Source organism: Paracoccus homiensis (genome assembly GCF_900111675.1).
In the GTDB taxonomy this organism is placed as follows: domain Bacteria; phylum Pseudomonadota; class Alphaproteobacteria; order Rhodobacterales; family Rhodobacteraceae; genus Paracoccus; species Paracoccus homiensis.
On record NZ_FOHO01000004.1, the window covers coordinates 34,582 to 54,495 of the forward strand.

The following is a 19,914-nucleotide window of genomic DNA, read 5'->3' on the forward strand; positions in this document are numbered from 1 at the left end:
AGTTGACCACGAAACGGGCGTGCGGTCGAGGGATCAGTGGTTGCCCATCGCCGCAGATCTAGTCCGGGGCACCAAGATGGGCCCGCAGCTGGGCGATATGCGCCGAGCCGATCCCACAGCATCCACCGATCAGGCTTGCCCCCGCCGCGACCCATGTTTCGGCCCAACGCAGATAGGCTGGCGGGTCAAGATCGCCGCGCAGCGCCGACAGGCTTTCATTCGCCGCGCCGGCGCGTGGTTCCGGCGCGAAGCCATTGGCATAGACGCCAAGCGGCATGGAATGACCCTTCGCGGCAAGCGTGTCGCGGGCGACGTGCAGCGCATCTTCCATCACTTCGGGCAGGGAACAGTTGAACAGCAGGGCCCCTGCGCCCAGATCGGCGGCCAGCTTCGCGGCGTCGCGCACGTCCTCGCCCGATCGAAGCTGCGGTGGAAGGTCGGTCCTGTCGTCGCGCAGGCTGCACGCGATCCAAAGCGGCTTGCCCGTTCCATCCGCCGCCTGCGCCGTCACGCGCATCTCCTGCAGGCTGCTCATGGTTTCGGCCAGCCACAGATCGACATGCGGCAACAGCCCCTGAACCAACACCTGCAAGATCTGGCTGGCGGCTTGCGGGTCGAACGCATGCGGGATGTAGGACCCGCAGGCCGGGGGCAGACATCCCGCGACGCGCGCATTCTGCCCCCTGGCAATGGCGGCATCCGCCGCCTCGCGCGCCAGTTTTCCCGACAGCTGGGTCAGTTCGAGGCCGCGCTGCTTGAAAACCTCGGCGCCCAGGTGAAATGGCACCACGGCATAGTTCGCGGTCGTCGCGATCGCCGCACCGGCGTCGAAAAACGCCTGATGCGCGTCCTTCACCGCCCGAGGATGGGTCATCAGCGCACCTGCGGACCATTCCGGCTGTTTCAGTTCCGCGCCAAAGCGGACCAGTTCGCGGCTGAGCCCGCCGTCCAGGATTGTCACCTCCGCCATGATCCGTCCTTTCGATCTGCGCCCGTGCTGTGCGACAGATAGCAATCACCGGTCCCGCGCGAAAGCGTCGCGGCGATGGATTTCATCCGTGCCGACCGCATCCCATCGTTCCAACCCAGCCGGATCGCCTGACGGCTTAGATCATGCGGTCGAATAATCGGCTGGCATAGGCCGCGCCGCTGGCAAGGCGATACAGTTTTGCAGGGCGGCCCGCGCTTTCCTGTCGGGTTTTCCCGGTTTCCTCGACCAGCCTCAGCTCATTCAATTTGCGCCGAAAACTGCTTTGATCCAGCTTGGTTCCGCGGACGGTTTCGTAGATGTTCTGGATCTCGGGCAGGGTGAATTCGCTTGGCAGCAGCAAGGCGGGCAGATTGGACCACGCGCCCTTGTCGCGCAGCCGCCGCAGCGCCGTGGCCAGAATGTCGTCATGGTCGAAGGCAAGGTCGCGGGCCTCATATGCCGGGGTCAGGGCAACCCCTTCGGCCAGTTCGCCCAGATCCTTCCGCCGGACCAGCGCCATATAGGCCAACGAGACAGACCAGCCGCGCGGATCGCGATCCGGCCCGGAAAAACTGGCAAGTTGTTCAAGGTGAAACCCGCCCAGCCCGGTCTTTTCGCGCAGGATCCGCGTGATCGCGCCTGCCGCGTCGTGATCTTCTTGCGTATGGATATAGCCGCCGGGCAGGGCAGCCACCCCCGCAAAGGGCGGCTGTGCCCGGCGCAGGGTCAGCAATTGCAGAACGCCATCTTCCAGCGTCAGGACGACGGCATCTGTGGTGACGATCGGTGTGGGAAAAGACTGGTCCTGCATCCTGCCTCGCAACTGGGATGGCCCTTGGATTAATCGAATGCTTATTTCCTTGCAAGGTGCAAGAAAATTGTTGACCTGCGCTTGATCGCTATATATTTGTAGATTGCAAGAAACAAGAAAGGACATCGCCATGACGAAGGATCTGGATATTCTTGCGCTGGATGCGGCGACGATCCTTGCCGTAAAGCCGCGTCAGGCCGGCGCGTTTCTGGGGCAGGGTACGGCGGGAAAGCGGAATTTTCGCAAGCTTGCGGCGCGTTGGCATCCCGATTTCTGCGCCGATCCCCAATCGGCCGAGGTGTTTTCGCATCTGGTGACTCTGCGTGACCGTCTGCAAAGCCTTGGGTCGCAGCGGGCCGATACCTTGCTGTTCACGCTTGCCGACGGGCACCGCAAGCCGGTGGTCGTGCTGGAAACGACCCCGACCGACAGCGGCGAAACGCTGGTCCTGGCTGATGGTCTTGCGCAGCGGTTCGATGCTGCGACGGCGGATCTGGCACAGGACATGGCCGATACCATCGCCAGCTTCAGTTATGCGGATCCCGCAATGCAGTGCGAAATGCAGCGGTTTCTGCCCAAGGTCGGGCAACGGCTGACGCTGATCGACGGCGGCAGTCTGTATATCACGCCGCGCGACGCGGGGGCGCTGCCGCTTTTCATGGTCGACACCTATCTTGCGCGCAGCGGGCGCAGGATCGACGCAAAGGGCGTCGCCTGGATCGGATCGGGCCTGATGAACCTTGCCGCGTGGTTGGCGTGGTCCGGTCTGATGCACGGATCGATCGACGCGGCTTCCGTCGCGATCAATCCGGAAACGCATGACGTGATGCTTTTGGGGGGATGGGAATACGCGACGCCTTTCGGAGCGCGACCACGGGCCTTGCCGGAACGCACGCTTTGGCTGGCACCAAAACTGGGCGCGGACGGCGTCCCCGCCGATGGAACGATCGACCCTCTGCTGATCCGCGATCTGCTGCGGCAGTTGCTGGGAAAGCCCGCCGATGGCGATCTGTTGGCGGGGCGCGTCGTGCCCATGCCGATTGCCGAATGGCTTGTGTTTCCCCCGGCCGCTGATGCGTTTCAGGACTATGCCCTGTGGCGCAGCGCGCTGGAGCAGGCATGGGGTCGCCCACGGTTTCACCCGATGCCATTCACGGCCGCCGATGTCCTTGGCGACCGTGTTGCATGACCTGCCCGATCTGGGCGCATTTCAGGAAGGAGAAGGAAGATGGGCAACGGACGTTGGAGCTCGACCGACTGGCAGAACTATGCCGCACGCAATGTCAGCGGCAAAAGCCGCACAGAGCTGTTCACCCGGCGCAGCCTTGACGACGCGGTGAACCCCGCAAGGATTGCCATGCGTGAAAGCCGCGACAGCGCGGACAATCCGCAATCGACGCCGATCATCCTGGCGGCGGATGTTACCGGCTCGATGGGGATGGTGGCCCACAAGCTGATGCAGGATGGCCTGAACACGCTGGCCACCGAAATCTATGCGCGCAAGCCGGTCACCGATCCGCATGTGATGGCCATGGCCGTCGGCGATGCCTGCTGCGATCAGGCCCCGTTGCAGGTCACCCAGTTCGAGGCCGACATCCGTCTTGCCGATCAGGTCCGCAACCTGTGGCTGGAAGGCGGGGGCGGCGGCAATGGTGGCGAAACCTATATGTCGGCGCATCTGTTCGCGGCAACGAAGACCGCCGCCGACGCGTTCGAAAAACGCGGTCGCAAAGGCTATCTGTTCACCATCGGCGATGAACCGGTGCTGGATGGCCTGACCCGCGAACAGGCCGCGCGGGTCATGGGGTTCGAGACCCCGCGCGACCTGTCTTCGCACGAGATCCTGACCATGGCGCAGCGCAACTGGGAGGTGTTCCACATCATCCTTTCCAACGAAGGCTATGCCAGGGCGCGACCGGATGCGGTGCTGCGGTCGTGGAAGGCGCTTTTGCCGGAACGCACGATTCAGTTGGGCGATGTGGACCGGCTTGCGGAAACCGTGGTCTCGGCGATCCAGATCAATGAGGGCGCACACCCCCAAGACGTGACCGCAAGCTGGTCGGGATCGACCGCGCTGGTCGTCGCCGAGGCGATCAGGGGCATGGCCCCGGTCCCGGCCCGTCGCGGCCTGCGCCGTCTTTTCGGGTGATCCTGCGGGCGGGGCCTAGACCCCGCCCGGTCTTTGGAAAGGGGAAAACGATGATCAGGACAGCACAGGCCGTGATCGGTGCCGGTTGGGGGGACGAGGGCAAGGGTCTGATGACCGACCATCTTTGCCATGCCGCAGGGCGAACCGGCGCCTCGGTGACGGTGATACGCAGCAATGGCGGTGCGCAGGCGGGTCATACCGTCGTCACCCCCGATGGTCGGCGCCATGTCTTTCACCATATCGGATCGGGCAGCTTTGCGGGCGCCGACACCCATCTGTCGCGGTTCTTCGTGGCGCATCCGATGCTGCTGCGGTCTGAAATCGATGCGTTGCGGGGCCAGCGCGTCGATCTGGCGGCAGCCGGCGCCCCGACGCTGACGATCGACCCCGATGCGCCGGTCACCACCCCTTGGGATACGATGATCAACCAGATTCTGGAAATGGCCCGTAATCAGGGGCGGCATGGCAGCTGTGGGCTGGGCTTTGGCGAAACGATCGAGCGCGAGGAAAACGGCGTTCGCCTGTTGGCGCGGCATCTGCGGCAAGGCGATCTGCGGTCGCGGTTGGAATATATCCGCGATGTCTGGATGCCGCGGCGGATGGGGCAACTGGGCGTCGATTTTCCCGACCGTGATCTTGCCGATGCCGCCCAAAGCACGGGCCTGATGCGGGCATACCTGCAGGACTGCGACCTGTTCACCGATGCAGTCGGGCAGCGATCCGACGCGGATGTTGCCGGTCTGCCGCGTGGCGCCACCTTCATCTTCGAGGCTGCGCAAGGATTGCAACTGGATATGGCGTTCGGTGCCTTTCCCTTTGTCACCCGCTCGCATACCGGGTTGCGCAATATCGCCCTTCTCTGCGCGGATATGGGAATAGATGCGTTGCAGGCGCATTACGTGACCCGCGCCTATGCGACGCGGCATGGTGCGGGACCGCTGCCGTACGAGGCGCAGATCGATGGCTGGGCCACGGTCACCGACTCGACCAACGCGCCCAATGAATGGCAGGGCCGCCTGCGGTTCGCACCGTTGCAGCCGGCGGCGATGGGGGCGCTGATCCGGCAGGATCTGGCTCAGGCCGGGGGGCTGCACGTGCGGGCCGGGCTGGCGGTGACCTGCATGGATCAGATCGGTGCCACGGGTGTCGTGATGGATGATGGCAAGGCCGCCGATATCCCGAAGGCAGGGCTTGCCGTTGCAATTGCCGAACGCGTCGGTTTGCCGCTGTCGCATATCTCGTCCGGGCCGTCGCGCGATCATGTCGCGAGCCAGCCAAGATGACCTAGCCCTGTCGTGCTTCCTCTGCGGCCAGTTCGGCCAGTTTTCGCACGGCCTCGCGGTCAGAGGCGACCGCGATGAAGCGTGCATTGTGACAGAACTTCGCGCCCTTCACGCCTGACGCCCTTTCCAGATCGGCATCCGTCAACCCGGCCCAGGCGGCGGGCAGATCCGCGCGCAAGGCGAAATTTTCCGGGTCGCGGCGAATGCCGGTCAGGGTCCAGTCGCTGTCGCGTGGGTGGATCACGAACAGCAGGTGGTCGGCCCCGGCCTTTTCAATGGCCGAACGGAAAGGCATCCCCATCGGCAGTTCCAGAATGGGGCTTTCGCCCGCGTCCCTGATCGCGGCCATGACCACGGCCTCGGCGCGCAGCTTCGCGGATTTCCGTCCGATCGCGGCCTCGACAAATGCGCGCGCGATGACAAGCGCCTGCCCAAAGGCGCGATCCTCGGCATCCGGATCGCGGTCGTCGAACACCGGTTTCAGGCTTTCCAGCAGCAGGGGCAGCGACAGATCCGCCAGCGGTCCTGAAGGCGACAGCGTGCCGTTGTCGACCTGATCGACGGGCAGCACGAAATCCGCATCGAATCCCGAATGGATCGCGGTGATATCGGTGTCGGGAATGCCCATCGACTGCAGATATTCGTGCCCGTAGTGCCGCCAGATCAGTCCGAACGAACTATAGGGCTGACCGTCGTCGCGCAGGGGCGGAGTCTTCTGGTGATGATCGAAAATCCCAAGCTGGGGCTGATAATCGCGGCCCACATCATAGATGATGCGATCCTCGGACGGGGTGATCCACGCCGCCTCGCGGCTGCGCACGATCCGCGCGGATGGATACAGCCGGGTCAGTATGACCGAGGACAGCAGCTCATCCGCATGGAAACCGCCGGAATGGGTGACGAGATAGTCGATGGTCATCTGACTTCCTGAAAATGACAAGACCGCCCCGAAGGCGGTCTGTGAAGATCACGCGCAATTCCCCGCCTTTACGCGGTCCAGGCCAGGGGCGGGTGCGTTCAGTGCGTCCAGGGGGCGCGGCGGTCGGTCGCGAAGTTTTCGCCATAGCCGCGGGGCCGCACATTCGCGGCGCGTTTCTGCGGCTCTTGCACGACATAGTCCAGGCCACGCTCGCGGGCGTAATCCTCGGCCTGTTTGCGGCTTTCAAAGCGCAGGCGCACCTGTGACTGGGTGTCATCGCTGCTGGTCCATCCCATCAGGGGATCGATCTCGCGCGCGTCGGCGGCGGGAAATTCCAGAACCCATCCTTTGGTGCGCGCGGTCCCCGAGGTCATCGCGTTTCGGGCAGGCTGATAGATGCGAACTCGCATGACGATACCTTCGATCTGAACGCGTTGAGTTATCGCCAAATCGGTGCGGCTGTTCAAGCCCCCGCAGTGCCGCGTGTCAGGACCAGTAGGCCGCGACCAGCATGTCGCGCCTGGCGATCCCGCGTGCAAGAAGGTCCTTGCGGGCAAGGCGGGACTCATCGGCGCTGGCGGCAAACCAGATGAAATCGCCGTCCTTGACCGAACTATCCGCCAGATTACCACGCAGGTCATGCGAGAGGCTGACCCGTGGGTCGTGGCGCAATGCACCAAGATCGTCGGGGTGACAGCGAAGATGGGCCGTGACCCTGGCGGGGCTTTCGGTCAGGATGCGGCGAATGGCGGGCAGGGCGGTTTCATCGCCGAACAGGTGGATCCGGTCGGCATTCGGACATCCGCCGCCGCCGGGGCCGATGATGCCGACCGTCTGGCCCAGCATCTGTTGCGCGGTCCAGTCGCAAGTCGGGCTGTCCGCGTGTCGAAAGATGTCGAAATCCAGCCAGTCTTGGGACTGCGCCGCGACTGTATAGACCGCGCGATGCAACGCGTCCTTTCCCTCGGGCCAGCCGACCCGCCCGTTGTCCTGCACGCGGGGCCAGATGGCCGTGCGTCCCTGCGGCGGCAGCAACAGCCGAAAGTGATAGCCACCCTCGGCAAAGCGCGCCGCATCGGGTCCGGCCAGGCGGACGCGGGTGAAATTGGGGCTGACCTGGCAAAGATCGCGCAACTGCATCAGCGACAGACCCGGCGCCAGCGCCCCGGCATCGACATGATCCCAGGCGACCGCAAGGCCGATTTCGGCGAACAGCTCGGTCGCGCTGTCGCGCAGATTGCCGATCAGGCGTTGTTCCGGCGCGGACAGGTCGACACTCATGGAATCGCTATGCGCCGTCAGGCGAAGTTCGCAGCCCCAGACCGAAAGGATCAGGTGATCGGCGGTTTCGATCAGCGGCACATCCCAGGCGGCGGCGCGTGCCTTCAGCGCGGCGATCGCGGCGCCAGATGCGCTTGGGATCGTGCCAAAGCTTTTGTAACCACGCAGATGCGCCATTGTCGCCCCCTTTGCCGATCCCCTCGTGATAGGTCAGCTTAGAGGCATATACAATCCCGACTGTTTAACTAGGTAATCACGGATCATCTTCCAGAAGATTTGTGGCCGGATTGTCCGTGATCTCGACGTCGGTATAGTATTGCTGCGCCTGTACGGCGCTGCGATGCAGGCTTAGCTGCATGGCGGCAGGAAGGGGCGCGCCGTCCAGCGCGGCCTGCGTCAGAAAACCGGACCGTATCCCGTGCGGGCTGGCAAATCCTGGCGAAAACCCTGCCAGTTCAAGCCGGTGCCGCAGAATGTTGCGAAAGCCGTCGCCGCTTAGCCTGCGGGCCAGCGGGCGGTCGGCCAGGCTGATGGGCCGGAACAGCGGGCCTTCGGTGATCCGCGCCAACGCGATCCAGTTCATCACCGCGCGGGCCGCCCGACCCTTCAGCGGCAGGCGCGGGGCCTGATCAATACCGGTGGTTTTCGTGACCAGCAGCCTGATCCGCAACAGCCCCTTATCCTGAAACTGGCTGTCGTCGATGTCGTCTCGGTTCAGGCCGACGATCTCGGACCGCCGCCGCCCGCCCGAAGCCCAGCCCAACATCAGCGCCGCCCGGTCGCGCATGCCGCGATGGCTGTGATCACAGGTTGCCAGCAGCGTCTCGAGGATCTCGCGCGTGATCGGGTTTTCGGATTTCGGATGGCGGGGCCGTGCGGCGGCGCGGCGGGCGCGGGCGCGGGCCTGTCGGATCAATGGCGACTCGAAGGGCGAGGGCAGGTTCTTCATCCGATGAAAGGCCCGCCAGCTGGCGATCCGGCGATCCACCGTCGCGGGCGCGGGACAGGAAAACCCGCGCCGGATACCCGCCGCAACCAGCGTCTCGGCCACGGTTCGCGCGGGACCGGTCGCGTCGGTCAGATCGCTTGCGTGATCCAGAACAAAACGCAGGGCGACGCGCTGATCCTCGGGCCAGGTCAGCGGCGCGCCGAAGGCGGCCTGTTTCCACGCGGTCAGGTAGACCAGATCGCGTTCCCACGCACGCAGCGTGTTCGCGGGCGTGCCCCGGCGATACAGTTCCGTCAGCGCGGCTTCGTCCGCAGGCGACAGCGCAGCGTGGGAAATCGGTAGATCCATCGGTGGTCCGGTCCTGTCTTTACGACAGTCTAGCAGGGTATGCCGGGCCGATGCAGCATCTAAAGGCCCAGCTTGGTCATCAACGCCCGCGCCGCGCGGCTGCGGTGTCGTTCGGGATGGGTCAGCACGGAAAAGGCGCGTTCGGGCTTGCGGGTCCAGGTCACATGCCGGCGATGGACCCCGGCGCCGGTCAGGTCGGCCACCCGCGCGGACAGCATGGTCACCGAATGCCCGCCGGCCAGCGATGACAGCACCGCCTCGTTCGAGGGCAGGGTCAGCGCCACCTGCAGATCCGCCACGGTCAGGCCCATGTCACGCAGATGCAGTTCGACCTCGGAGCGGGTGCCCGACCCTTCCTCGCGCAGCACCCATGTCTGGGCCAGATAATCGTCGCGATCCCATTGGGCCTTGTCGCGCAGCGGATGATCCGCGCCCATCAGCAGGACCAGCTCATCGCGCATGAAAACCTGCTGCCGCAGTTCATCGTGGCGCACCTCGCCTTCGACAAAGCCCAGATCGGCATGACCCTCGGCCACTTCGCGGGCGACGCTGGCGGTGTTTCCGGCATCCAGCGTGATCTGCAACGATGGCCATTCGGACCGCAGCGCCACCAGCAATGGGGGCAGAAGATAGGTCCCGATCGTCTGACTTGCCTGCACCCGCAGCCGACCGCGCGGCGTCGCGTTCAGATCGTCCAGCAAACCTTCGGCGCTTTCGGCGGCGCCCAGCACCTGTCGCGCGGCGGCGATGAAGGTCTGGCCCTCTTCGGTCAGTGCGATGCCGCGGCCGATCCGGTCGAACAGCTGCACCTGATGCTGATCCTCCAGGGCGCGAATGGCGGCGGACACCGCCGATTGGGTCATGCGCAATTCCCGTGCCGCGCGGGTCACGTGGCAGTTCCGGGCGACGGCCAGAAAGATGCGAAGCTGATCCAGGGTCATGATAATTGATCGATTTCTACGAACGGTTCGTACAGAATTATTAGGTATAAAGATAGACGGCCCTGCGTCAAACCCTTGTTCCAACATGACAGGAGGGTTCGATATGGCCGATCAGGGAATGACGCAGCACCACGGTTTGCTGCCCGACAGCTTTCGCCGCCGCGCACCGGGTGTGGGCCTGAGCCTTGTCGTCGCCGCCGTCGCCTTTGGCCTGCAACGCGCCAGTGGTATCGCCGCGCTAAGCCCACTGGTGCTGGCGATGCTGTTGGGGATCCTGTTCCGCACCGTCATCGGCAAACCCGCCGGCACCCATGAGGGGATCGCCTTCACCCTGCGGCCGATCCTGCGCAGCGCCATTGTCATGCTGGGCTTTCAGATCACCCTGACCGAGGTGGCCGGGCTTGGCTGGTCGGTCAGCCTTGCCGTCGTCGCGACGCTGGTCGCAACGCTGGTCTTTGCCAAGACCGTCGGGCGCTGGATGGGTGTCGATGCCAAACTGGCCGAACTGATCGGCGCAGGCAGTGCAATCTGCGGCGCGTCGGCCATCATCGCCTGCAACACGGTCACGCGCGGCAGTGACGAGGATGTGGCCTATGCCATGGCCTGCGTGACGCTGTTCGGTACTGCCGCGATGCTGCTGTCGCCGGTCGTGGCGGGCTTGATCGGCCTGACCCCCGATGTCTACGGCCTGTGGGTCGGTACCAGCATCCACGAAGTGGCGCAGGTGATCGGGGCGGCCTTTGCGCTTGGCGATCAGGCGGGCCATGCCGGGACCGTCGCGAAACTGGGTCGCGTGATGATGCTGGCCCCGGTGATCCTGATGCTTGGCGCGATGGCGCGGCGCGGCGCCAGCGGGTCAGAGACGAAAGTGCCGGTTCCGTGGTTCGCCTTTGGTTTCGTGGGCGTCATGCTGCTGAACTCGGTCGTCAGCCTGCCGCAACCCGCGCAACATGCGGTCGTGACGCTGACCAGCTTTCTGATGACCATGGCGCTGGCTGCGATGGGGCTTGAAACCGACCTGCGCCGACTGCGCCTGAAGGGGATGCGGCCCCTAATCCTGGGCGCGCTGTCCTGGCTGTTCATCGCGGGCTTCGGCCTGATGGCGGTTCTGCTGGCGGTCTGATCATGTGAAGGGGGCCCTGAACCGGCCCCTTTTACCCTTTCCCCCGTCGCGGCGCTTGGGCAGAACAGGCGCAACAGAAGGGGGCTTTGAATGAACGACCCACAGATCGAGGACGCCGGAACATTGCCGGATGGACGGCAGGTGCAGGCGGTCTGGCTAGGCGCGGGCAGGCTGCGGGCGCGGGTGCTGACACTTGGCGCCATCGTGCAGGATCTGCGAATGCAGGGTTACGATCATCCGCTGGTTCTGGGCGCTACCGATCCGACACGATATCTGACCAGCCATCGCTATCTTGGCGCGATCGTCGGGCGCTTCGCCAACCGCATCGCCAATGCCCGGTTCACGATCAACGGCCAAACCCATCACACCGATCCGAATTTCCTGGGCCGCCACACCCTGCATGGCGGCGACGATGGCCCCGACCTGATGCTGTGGACCCCGCTTGACGTGTCGCGGCACAGCCTGTCCCTGGCGCTGGATCTGCCCGATGGGCATATGGGCTTTCCCGGAAAACTGTCGATCACCGCGCGGATTTCGGTGCTGGACAAGGCGTTGCAGATCGACCTGTCCGCCACCAGCGACGCCGCGACGCCCTGCAGCCTGACCCATCATGGCTATTTCGACCTTGATGGGCGCGGTGATATCCGTGGCCACAGCCTGCAGATCGACGCGGACAGGATGCTGCCGCTGGACAGCGATCAGATCCCCACGGGGCAGGTCTCAGCGGTCGATGGCACCGATTTCGACTTTCGCAAGGCACGGCTGCTGGGCGACACCCGGCTGGATCACAATTTCTGCCTGTCAACCGCCCCCCGACCCTTGCGATTGGTGGCGACGCTTGAGGGGCAGAACGGCCTGCGCATGCAGGTGCAAACCACTGCCTGCGGCCTGCAGATCTATGATGGGGCGCATTTTCAGGATCTGCCGGGGCTGGATGGGCGGATCTATCGCGCCCATGCAGGACTGGCGTTAGAGACGCAGCATTGGCCCGATGCACCGAACCGGCCGGGGTTTCCCGACGCGATCCTGCGCCCCGGCCAGACCTATCAAGAGGTCACGCAGTATTGCTTTCTGGACTGATCACCTTGCGGGCAGGGGAATGAATTCATCGCGGTCGCCGTTGGGCAGATCTAACATGCCATCGCCCCAGCGGGCGGCCCGCCATTCCTCTTTCGCCGCCTCGATCCGGTCACGGCTGGACGACACGAAATTCCACCAGACGTGGCGCGGGCCGTTCAGCGTCGCCCCGCCAAGCGCCATCACCCGCGCGCCCGTCGGGCCGGCGGCGACGGTGATCGCATCGCCCGGCCGGAACACCATCATCTGACCCGCGCCGAAATCCTGCCCGGCAATGGTGACCGAACCCTGCGTGACATACAGTCCCCGATCCTCGTGATCGTCGGGCAGCGGAAACCGTGCGCCCGCCTGCATGACCACATCCAGATAGAAGGTGTCGGAAAACATCGTCGCGGGGGCGGCTTCGCCATAGGCGGTGCCAAGGATCAGCCGGGCATCCACGCCCTCGGCCTCGATCCGGGGCAGGGTGTCCTTGCCGTGATGTTCGAAACTGGGGTCGATCTCTTCGCGGTCCTCGGGAAGCGCCATCCATGTCTGGATCCCGAACAGCGAACTGGGCCCCCGGCGCGTCACGTCCGACGTGCGCTCGGAATGGGTGACGCCCTTGCCTGCGACCATCCAGTTGACCGCACCGGGACGGATCACCTGATCGGTCCCGATGCTGTCGCGATGATGGAAATCGCCCTGATACAGATAGGTGACCGTGCCAAGACCGATATGCGGATGTGGCCGGACATCGATCCCCTGACCGGTCAGGAATTCGGCCGGCCCGGCCTGGTCGAAGAAAATGAACGGCCCCACCATCTGCCGTTTCGGGGCGGGCAGGGCGCGTTTCACCTCGAACCCGCCAAGGTCACGGGCACGGGGAATGATCAGCGTCTCGATTGCATCGATGCCGATATCGTCGGGACATCCGGGCGTCAGTGCGGGGTTCCAGCTCATCGCGGCCTCCTGTGTGGACTGCCCCGATTATCTACGCCGAAACCCCTTGCTGACCAGCGTTTTCACGTTCGGCTATCGCGAACGCGGTGTTTGCGGGGCCTTAGAAATCCCAGTCTTCGTCCTCGGTCGCGACGGCCTTGCCGATCACATAGGACGACCCCGAACCCGAGAAGAAGTCATGGTTCTCGCTATCGGGCGACAGCGCAGCCATGATCGCGGGATTGACCTCGCAAGCGGCGGGCGGGAACAGCGCCTCATAGCCAAGATTCTGCAGCGCCTTGTTGGCGTTATAATGCAGAAACGCCTTCACATCCTCGGTCAGACCGATCCCGTCATACAGCTCGGCTGTGTATTTCGACTCGATGTCATACAGATCGAAGATCAGCGCGAAGGCGAAGTCCTTCAACTCGGCCTTCTTCGCCTCATCCAGCTTTTCCAGCGCGCGCTGATATTTGTAACCGATGTAATAGCCGTGAACGGCCTCGTCGCGAATGATCAGGCGGATCAGGTCGGCGGTATTGGTCAGCTTGGCCCGGCTGGACCAGTACATCGGCAGGTAGAAGCCCGAATAGAACAGGAAGCTTTCAAGGAACACACTGGCGATCTTGCGCTTCATCGGATCGGCGCCGGCATCGTATTCGTCCAGGATCAGGCGCGCCTTTTCCTGCAGATGCGGGTTTTCCTCGGACCAGCGGAAGGCCTCGTCGACCTCCTTCGTCAGACACAGGGTCGAGAAGATCGAGGAATAGGACCGTGCGTGTACGGCTTCCATGAAGGCGATGTTCGACAGAACCGCCTCTTCATGCGGCGTCTGCGCATCGCCCATCAGGCGCGGCGCGCCCACGGTGTTCTGAATCGTGTCCAGCAGCGTCAGCCCGGTGAACACCCGGATGGTCAATTCGCGTTCTTCCGGGCGCAGCGTTGCCCAGCTTTGAACGTCATTGGACAGCGGCACCTTTTCGGGCAGCCAGAAATTCACCGTCAGCCGGTTCCAGACCTCAAGGTCCTTCTCATCCTGCAGCCGGTTCCAGTTCACCGCCCGCTGCACCTGCCGCATCACCTGATCCTTCATGGCCGAAGAACCCCTCTCATCTTCTGTGCAAAAAATATCCTCGGGGGGTCCGGGGGGCCGACAGCCCCCCGGCCTTGCTTACAAGGTGCAGGACACGCAGCCCTCGACCTCGGTCCCTTCCAGCGCGGCCTGACGCAGCCGGATGTAGTAGATCGTCTTGATCCCCTTCTTCCACGCATAGATCTGGGCGCGGTTGATGTCGCGGGTCGTGGCCTCGGCGGGGAAGAACAATGTCAGCGACAGGCCCTGGTCGACATGCTCGGTCGCCGCGGCATAGGTGTCGATGATCGCCTCGGGGCCGATCTCATAGGCGTCGCGATAATAATGCAGGTTCTCGTTCGTCATGAACGCCGCCGGATAATAGACGCGACCGATCTTGCCTTCCTTTCGGATCTCGATCTTGCTGACGATCGGGTGGATCGAGCTGGTCGAGTTGTTGATATAGCTGATCGATCCGGTCGGCGGCACGGCCTGCAGATTGCGGTTATACAGCCCGTGTTCCATCACCTGCGCCTTCAGCGCGGTCCAGTCGTCGCGCGTCGGCAGGGTGATGCCGTCAAAGACGCGCGCGACATCGGGCAGCGCTGGCAGCCAGTCGCGTTCGGTATATTTGTCAAAGAAGCTGCCATCGGCATAGGTCGATTTCTCGAACCCCTTGAAGGTCGTGCCCTTTTCACGGGCCAGCAGCATGGATGCGCGGATCGCGTGATAGGCGATCGCAGCGAAATAGACGCTGGTGAATTCGACGCCTTCCGGGCTGCCATAATGGATATGCTCGCGCGCCAAGAACCCGTGCAGGTTCATCTGACCCAGACCGACGGCATGCGCCTCGTCATTGCCCTTGCGGATCGAGGGCACGGAATCGATCGCCGACATTTCCGACACGGCGGTCAATGCGCGGATCGCGGCCTCGACCGTGGCGCCGAAATCGGGGCCGTCCATGGTCTTGGCGATGTTCAGCGACCCCAGATTGCAGGAAATATCCGTGCCCATATGGGCATAGCCAAGGTCATCGTTGAAGGTCGACGCCTCGTTCACCTGCAGGATTTCCGAACACAGGTTCGACATGGTGATGCGCCCGTCGATCGGGTTGGCGCGGTTCACCGTGTCTTCGAACATGATATAGGGATAGCCGCTTTCGAACTGGATCTCGGCCAGCGTCTGGAAGAAGGCGCGGGCATTGATCTTTTTCTTGCGGATGCGCTTGTCATCGACCATCTCGGCATATTTCTCGGTCACCGAGATTTCCGAGAAGGGCACCCCATAGACACGTTCGATGTCATGGGGCGAGAACAGGTACATATCCTCGTTCCGCTTGGCCAGATCGAAGGTGATATCGGGGATCACCACGCCAAGCGACAGCGTCTTGATGCGGATCTTCTCATCCGCGTTTTCGCGCTTGGTATCCAGAAAACGCAGGATGTCGGGATGATGCGCGTTCAGATAGACCGCGCCCGCGCCCTGCCGTGCGCCCAGCTGGTTGGCATAGCTGAAGCTGTCCTCCAGCAGTTTCATGATCGGAATGACGCCCGAGGATTGGTTCTCGATGCCTTTGATCGGCGCGCCGGATTCGCGGATATTGGTCAACATCAGGGCGACGCCGCCACCGCGTTTGGACAGTTGCAGCGACGAATTGATCGCCCGACCGATCGATTCCATGTTGTCTTCAAGGCGCAGCAGGAAACAGGAAATCAGCTCGCCGCGCGATTTCTTGCCCGCGTTCAGGAAGGTCGGCGTCGCCGGCTGGAACCGGCCCGACAGGATTTCATCCATGAAGCTCATGGCAAGATCCTGATCGCCGCGCGCCAGCGCCAGCGCGACCATGACCACCCGATCCTCGTAACGTTCCAGGAAACGCTGCCCGTCGCGGGTTTTCAGCGTATAGCTGGTGTAATATTTGAACGCGCCCAGAAAGGTCGGAAAGCGGAACTTCTTGGCGAAGGCCGCGGCCCAGATCCGGTGCAGGAAGTCGCGCGGATAGGCGTCCAGAACCTGCGGTTCGTAATAGCCTTCGTCGACAAGGTAATCCAGCTTCTCGTCGAGGCTGTGGAAGAACACCGTGTTCTGGTTCACATGCTGCAGGAAATACTGCCGCGCGGCCATACGGTCGGCGTCGAAACGGATCTGCCCCTTGTCGTCGTAAAGGTTCAGCATCGCGTTCAGCGCGTGATAGTCGAGATCGGGCTTCACACTGTCAAGCATTCCAGTTCCTGCAGCTTTTTCAGCCCGTCACGGACACGGGCGACATCGGTTGGGGTTCCCGCCAGTTCGAATCGATACAGCACGGGAACGCGGCATTTATCGGCAATGACGCGGGCAGCCAAGCCGAAGGTCTGGCCGAAATTGCGATTGCCCGCACCGATCACGCCCCGCAGGCCGGCGCGGCGTGATTCATCGTTCAGAAAGCGGATGACCTGCTTTGGCACGGCGCCCCGCCCCTCGCCATCGGCATAGGTCGGGCAGATCATCACATAGGGCTGGTCGGGTTCGGGCATCGGCTCGCCCATGCGCACCGGGATGCGCTGTGCGGGCAGACCCAGCGCCTCGATGAAGCGCGCGGTATTTCCCGACCCCGAGGAATAATAGACCAGCCCTGTCATCGCAGTCGGCTTAGGCCAGCTGACCGATCATGTCCGGACGAAACCCGGCCCAGTGGCTTTCACCGGCGATGACCACCGGGGCCTGACGATAGCCAAGCGCGGTCACACGCTCCATCGCGTCCGCGTCCTGGGTCAGGTCGATGACGCTGTAATCCAGACCGCGGGCGTCCAGCGCGCGGGTGGTGGCGGTGCACTGAACGCAGGCGGGTTTCGAATAGACGGTGATGCTCATGGCCCTATGATCCTGTCTGTTTTTTCGCGGGCGCCGGATTGCGACAGGGCCGGGCCGGACGGACCCGGAACCACGCCGCCGGACCCGATGCCCAGTGTCGTCGCTCCGTCATGAAAGGTTCCCACGACATGCAGTCGAAAACGCCGATGCCGTCCCGGAACGCCCCGGCGGCGCAGTCAGCCGTTCAAACCACTTGCAGTTGCGGGGCGCGATGGAATTCCACCGGTTTCCCTTTTCACCCCGGACGCGAGTCAGGGGCATCATGACCCCTAGATTTAGACATCACCTGTCTGCCTTCGTCAACATGCGGTGTGATCGTCAAAGCTAATTTTTCGTTACGCCCCCACTTGACGCAACGCGCGTTGACCTTGGCCGTGCTGCTGTGCCATCCATGCCACAGCGACGGGGGCGTCCGCATCGGCGGTCTGAGAAGCACCCTTGGAACCTGAACCAGATCATGCTGGCGGAGGGAGGCGCGTCGGGTATCAGCCCCTTTCGGGTTTGTCATCCCCCGTTTCCTTGCAATGGCAGCAAAGGACAAGATGACGCAGATTGCCAATATTCTTTCGATCGCAGGCTCGGACAGTTCCGGAGGCGCGGGCATTCAGGCCGATATCAAGGCGATTTCCGCCAATGGCGGTTATGCGATGACGGCGATTACCGCGCTGACCGCGCAGAACACCCGCGGGGTGCATGCGGTCCAGGAGGTGACACCAGATATGGTGCGTGCCCAGATTTCCGCCGTGCGTGACGATTGCCGGGTCGATGCGGTCAAGATCGGGATGCTGGGCTCGGCCCAGATCGTGGCGGCCGTGCTGCAAGGGCTGCGCGGGATGAGCGCGCCGATCGTTCTGGATCCGGTGATGGTGGCCAAGGGCGGTGACCGGTTGCTGCATCACGCGGCGGTGCGCAGCTTGCGCGACGATCTGCTGCCCCGCGCGACGGTGATCACCCCGAACCTGCCCGAGGCCGCCGATCTGCTGGGCCTGCCCGAAGCGAAGAGTCGCGATCAGATGGTTGCGCAGGCGCGGGCCCTGCTGGCGATGGGGCCGGGGGCCGTGCTGCTGAAGGGGGGGCATCTGGGGGGGCAGGACAGCCCGGATCTGTTGCTGGACGGCGCGGGGGAACACTGGATCCTTGCCCCGCGCATCGCGACCGCGAATACGCATGGCACGGGATGCACCCTGTCGTCGGCGCTGGCGACCTGGCTGGGGCGCGGTCTGCCGCTGTCGCAGGCGGTCGCGCGGGCCAAGGATTATATCAGCGATGCGATTGCCGGGGCCGATCAGTTGACGGTCGGCGCGGGCCAGGGGCCGGTGCATCACTTTCACCGGCTATGGCCCGTGCCCGCCTGACCCCGGCAGCCACATCAGCCCAGCAACCTGACCAGCCCCAGCGTGACCACCGGAAAGGCGATCAGCGCCGCGATGCGGATGATGTCGCTGATCAGGAAGGGCAACACCCCGCGAAAGCTTTCCAACATGGGAACATCCTTCGCCATGCCGTTGATGACAAAGACATTCATGCCGACAGGCGGAGTGATCAACCCGACCTCGACCACGACCACGGCAAGGATACCGAACCAGATCAGCGTATCCTCGCGCGGCATGCCGAAATCCAGCCCCGCGATGATCGGATAGAAGATCGGGATCGTCAGCAACAGCATGGACATCGAATCCATCACGCAGCCCAGAACCAGGTAAAGCGCCAGCATCGCCAGCAGCACCAGCATCGGTGACAGGCCCGAATTCTGGATCGCATTGGCCAGCAGCATCGGCGTCTGCGTCTGTGCCAGAAAGGCGTTGAACGTCTCGGCCCCCAGCAGGATCAGGAAGATCATCGCGCTGGTCGTGGCGGTGCCGCGCAGGCATCGCGCGATCCCGGCCAGTCGCATCCCGCCATGCAGGACGGCCAGCACCCCGGTGCCAAAGGCGCCGACAGCCGCGGCCTCGGTCGGGGTGAACCAGCCGCGATACATCCCCACGATCACCAGCGCGAAGATCAGGATCAGGGTCCATGTTTCGCGCAGGGCGGCCAGCCGCTGGGGCCAGGTGGCACGGGGACCGGCGGGGCCGTCATCGGGATTGCGTCGCACGAAGATCGCCACCGCCAGCATATAGCCAAGCGCCGCCAGAACCCCCGGCACCATGGCCGCGACGAACATCTTGGCGATGCTTTGCTCGGCCATCAGCGCATACAGCACCAGAATGACCGACGGCGGGATCAGGATGCCAAGGGTTCCCCCGGCGGCCAGCGATCCGGTCGCCAGCGCGCCGCTGTAATTGTAGCGCCGCATTTCGGGCAGGGCGACCTGTCCCATCGTGGCCGCGGTCGCCAGCGATGATCCGCAGATCGCCCCGAATGCCGCGCAGCCCCCGATCGAGGCCATGGCCAGCCCGCCCTTGCGATGTCCCAGAAAGGCGGCGGCCGTGCGATACAGCGCGCGGCTCATACCCGCCTGTGTCGCAAATTCGCCCATCAGCACGAAAAGCGGGATCACCGACAGCGAATAGGTCGAAAACTGGTAATAGGTCGAGGTTTTCAGAAAGGCCAATAGCGGCGTGGCGCCCGTCCACATCGCATAGCCACCGATCCCCACGCCCAGCATTGCGACTCCGATGGGAATGCGAATGGCCATCAGCGCCAGAAGCACCGCGAAACCCGTCAGCCCGGCGGCGACCCCGCTCATGCGCGTGCCTTTCTCAGATGGCCGATCATGGTGGCTGCGCAGGTCGCAACCAGCAGCGCCATCGCCGGAATGATGATCAGAAAGCTCCACCAGACGGGGATTCGCAGCACCATCGACTGTTCGCCATATTCGCGCATCTCCATCCCGCCATGGACCATCCGCCACATCAGAAGCGCGGCGATCAGCAGGTAAAGCAGGTCGCCCACGGCCTCTAGCAGGTGGTTCGTGCGCGGCGCGGCCCTTTGGGTGAAGAAGTCGACAAGGACGTTGCCGCCGGTCGATTGGCACCACGGCAGAAAGCAGAAGATGGCGATGGCGCTGCCGATCTCGACCAGTTCGAAATCGCCCGGGATCGGTGCGCCCAGCAGGGTGCGCCGTGTCACACTGATCACCGTCATCAGCATCATCGCCAACAGGACCAGCCCGCCGATTCCGGCAAAGCCCCGGCACAGCGCCGCCAGCCAGCCGGGCAGGAGCACGGGATGCGCGTGTTCGGTCAGGTCTTCGGACATGCCGTGCCCCCTTCTT

Annotated in this window: 20 protein-coding genes and 2 riboswitches; of the genes, 6 read left to right on the forward strand and 14 right to left on the reverse strand. The window is 63.8% G+C overall.

The features are described from left to right. Window positions 1-58: 58 nt before the first annotated feature. The gene (locus BMX67_RS06935) at window positions 59-970 is read right to left on the reverse strand and encodes a homocysteine S-methyltransferase family protein (protein ID WP_090733613.1); all 912 of its coding nucleotides are present in this window, start codon (window positions 968-970) and stop codon (window positions 59-61) included. Between the two features lie 136 nt (window positions 971-1,106). After that, window positions 1,107-1,781, reverse strand: a complete 675-nt coding sequence (locus tag BMX67_RS06940; RefSeq protein ID WP_090733615.1) for an NUDIX hydrolase — start codon at window positions 1,779-1,781, stop codon at window positions 1,107-1,109. Window positions 1,782-1,911: 130 nt separating this feature from the next. On the opposite strand from BMX67_RS06940, the gene BMX67_RS06945 reads away from it, so the two are divergent. Genes BMX67_RS06945 through BMX67_RS06955 form a run of 3 tightly spaced genes read left to right on the forward strand, consistent with a single transcriptional unit; the run spans window position 1,912 to window position 5,213 of the window. After that, a complete protein-coding gene (locus BMX67_RS06945; protein ID WP_090733616.1) occupies window positions 1,912-2,970 on the forward strand; it encodes a J domain-containing protein in 1,059 nt (352 codons plus the stop codon). 39 nt (window positions 2,971-3,009) lie between these two features. Next, window positions 3,010-3,930 carry a hypothetical protein gene (locus BMX67_RS06950; protein WP_090733617.1) on the forward strand — a complete coding sequence of 307 codons (921 nt, stop codon included), beginning with the start codon at window positions 3,010-3,012 and terminating at the stop codon, window positions 3,928-3,930. Window positions 3,931-3,980: 50 nt separating this feature from the next. Next, entirely contained in the window at window positions 3,981-5,213 is a 1,233-nt protein-coding gene (locus BMX67_RS06955) for an adenylosuccinate synthetase (RefSeq protein WP_090733619.1), read from the forward strand. 1 nt (window position 5,214) lies between these two features. On the opposite strand, the gene BMX67_RS06960 is transcribed toward BMX67_RS06955, so the two are convergent. From BMX67_RS06960 to BMX67_RS06980, 5 genes are all read right to left on the reverse strand, one after another. Beyond that, window positions 5,215-6,132 (reverse strand): MYG1 family protein, encoded by a 918-nt coding sequence (locus BMX67_RS06960; RefSeq protein ID WP_090733620.1) that lies wholly within the window; start codon window positions 6,130-6,132, stop codon window positions 5,215-5,217. Between the two features lie 98 nt (window positions 6,133-6,230). Further along, window positions 6,231-6,542: an ETC complex I subunit gene (locus BMX67_RS06965; RefSeq protein WP_090733622.1), complete on the reverse strand. Its 312-nt coding sequence runs from the start codon at window positions 6,540-6,542 to the stop codon at window positions 6,231-6,233. A 76-nt stretch (window positions 6,543-6,618) separates the two neighbouring features. After that, window positions 6,619-7,590 carry a siderophore-interacting protein gene (locus BMX67_RS06970; protein WP_090733624.1) on the reverse strand — a complete coding sequence of 324 codons (972 nt, stop codon included), beginning with the start codon at window positions 7,588-7,590 and terminating at the stop codon, window positions 6,619-6,621. A gap of 76 nt (window positions 7,591-7,666) precedes the next feature. Continuing rightward, window positions 7,667-8,710: a tyrosine-type recombinase/integrase gene (locus tag BMX67_RS06975; protein WP_090733625.1), complete on the reverse strand. Its 1,044-nt coding sequence runs from the start codon at window positions 8,708-8,710 to the stop codon at window positions 7,667-7,669. A gap of 59 nt (window positions 8,711-8,769) precedes the next feature. After that, window positions 8,770-9,651 (reverse strand): LysR substrate-binding domain-containing protein, encoded by an 882-nt coding sequence (locus tag BMX67_RS06980; RefSeq protein WP_090733627.1) that lies wholly within the window; start codon window positions 9,649-9,651, stop codon window positions 8,770-8,772. 103 nt (window positions 9,652-9,754) lie between these two features. Between BMX67_RS06980 and BMX67_RS06985 the strand changes: the two genes are divergently transcribed. Next, window positions 9,755-10,774, forward strand: coding sequence for a YeiH family protein (locus tag BMX67_RS06985; RefSeq protein WP_245739278.1), 1,020 nt, complete (start codon window positions 9,755-9,757; stop codon window positions 10,772-10,774). Window positions 10,775-10,864: 90 nt separating this feature from the next. Continuing rightward, window positions 10,865-11,854, forward strand: a complete 990-nt coding sequence (locus BMX67_RS06990) for an aldose epimerase family protein (protein ID WP_217645800.1) — start codon at window positions 10,865-10,867, stop codon at window positions 11,852-11,854. Here the strand turns inward: BMX67_RS06990 and BMX67_RS06995 are convergent, their stop codons facing one another. From BMX67_RS06995 to nrdH, 5 genes are all read right to left on the reverse strand, one after another. Next, window positions 11,855-12,793, reverse strand: a complete 939-nt coding sequence (locus BMX67_RS06995) for a pirin family protein (protein WP_090733628.1) — start codon at window positions 12,791-12,793, stop codon at window positions 11,855-11,857. A 100-nt stretch (window positions 12,794-12,893) separates the two neighbouring features. Further along, entirely contained in the window at window positions 12,894-13,865 is a 972-nt protein-coding gene (gene nrdF / locus BMX67_RS07000; RefSeq protein WP_090733630.1) for a class 1b ribonucleoside-diphosphate reductase subunit beta, read from the reverse strand. Window positions 13,866-13,943: 78 nt separating this feature from the next. After that, a complete protein-coding gene (gene nrdE, locus BMX67_RS07005) occupies window positions 13,944-16,067 on the reverse strand; it encodes a class 1b ribonucleoside-diphosphate reductase subunit alpha (RefSeq protein ID WP_090733631.1) in 2,124 nt (707 codons plus the stop codon). After that, window positions 16,052-16,465 carry a class Ib ribonucleoside-diphosphate reductase assembly flavoprotein NrdI gene (nrdI, locus tag BMX67_RS07010; protein ID WP_090733633.1) on the reverse strand — a complete coding sequence of 138 codons (414 nt, stop codon included), beginning with the start codon at window positions 16,463-16,465 and terminating at the stop codon, window positions 16,052-16,054. The genes nrdE and nrdI overlap by 16 nt, the downstream gene beginning before the upstream one ends. 10 nt (window positions 16,466-16,475) lie before the next feature. Further along, window positions 16,476-16,697 carry a glutaredoxin-like protein NrdH gene (nrdH, locus tag BMX67_RS07015; RefSeq protein WP_090733634.1) on the reverse strand — a complete coding sequence of 74 codons (222 nt, stop codon included), beginning with the start codon at window positions 16,695-16,697 and terminating at the stop codon, window positions 16,476-16,478. A 95-nt stretch (window positions 16,698-16,792) separates the two neighbouring features. After that, window positions 16,793-16,977: riboswitch (cobalamin riboswitch) on the reverse strand. Between the two features lie 114 nt (window positions 16,978-17,091). Next, window positions 17,092-17,186: riboswitch (TPP riboswitch) on the forward strand. A gap of 53 nt (window positions 17,187-17,239) precedes the next feature. Here nrdH and thiD point away from each other — a divergent pair. Then, window positions 17,240-18,052, forward strand: coding sequence for a bifunctional hydroxymethylpyrimidine kinase/phosphomethylpyrimidine kinase (gene thiD, locus BMX67_RS07020; RefSeq protein ID WP_090733636.1), 813 nt, complete (start codon window positions 17,240-17,242; stop codon window positions 18,050-18,052). Between the two features lie 14 nt (window positions 18,053-18,066). On the opposite strand, the gene BMX67_RS07025 is transcribed toward thiD, so the two are convergent. Together BMX67_RS07025 and BMX67_RS07030 are read right to left on the reverse strand one after the other, a co-directional pair. Continuing rightward, a complete protein-coding gene (locus tag BMX67_RS07025) occupies window positions 18,067-19,386 on the reverse strand; it encodes a TRAP transporter large permease (protein ID WP_090733638.1) in 1,320 nt (439 codons plus the stop codon). Continuing rightward, window positions 19,383-19,898 (reverse strand): TRAP transporter small permease, encoded by a 516-nt coding sequence (locus tag BMX67_RS07030; protein ID WP_090733640.1) that lies wholly within the window; start codon window positions 19,896-19,898, stop codon window positions 19,383-19,385. The genes BMX67_RS07025 and BMX67_RS07030 overlap by 4 nt, the downstream gene beginning before the upstream one ends. Window positions 19,899-19,914 lie beyond the last annotated feature (16 nt).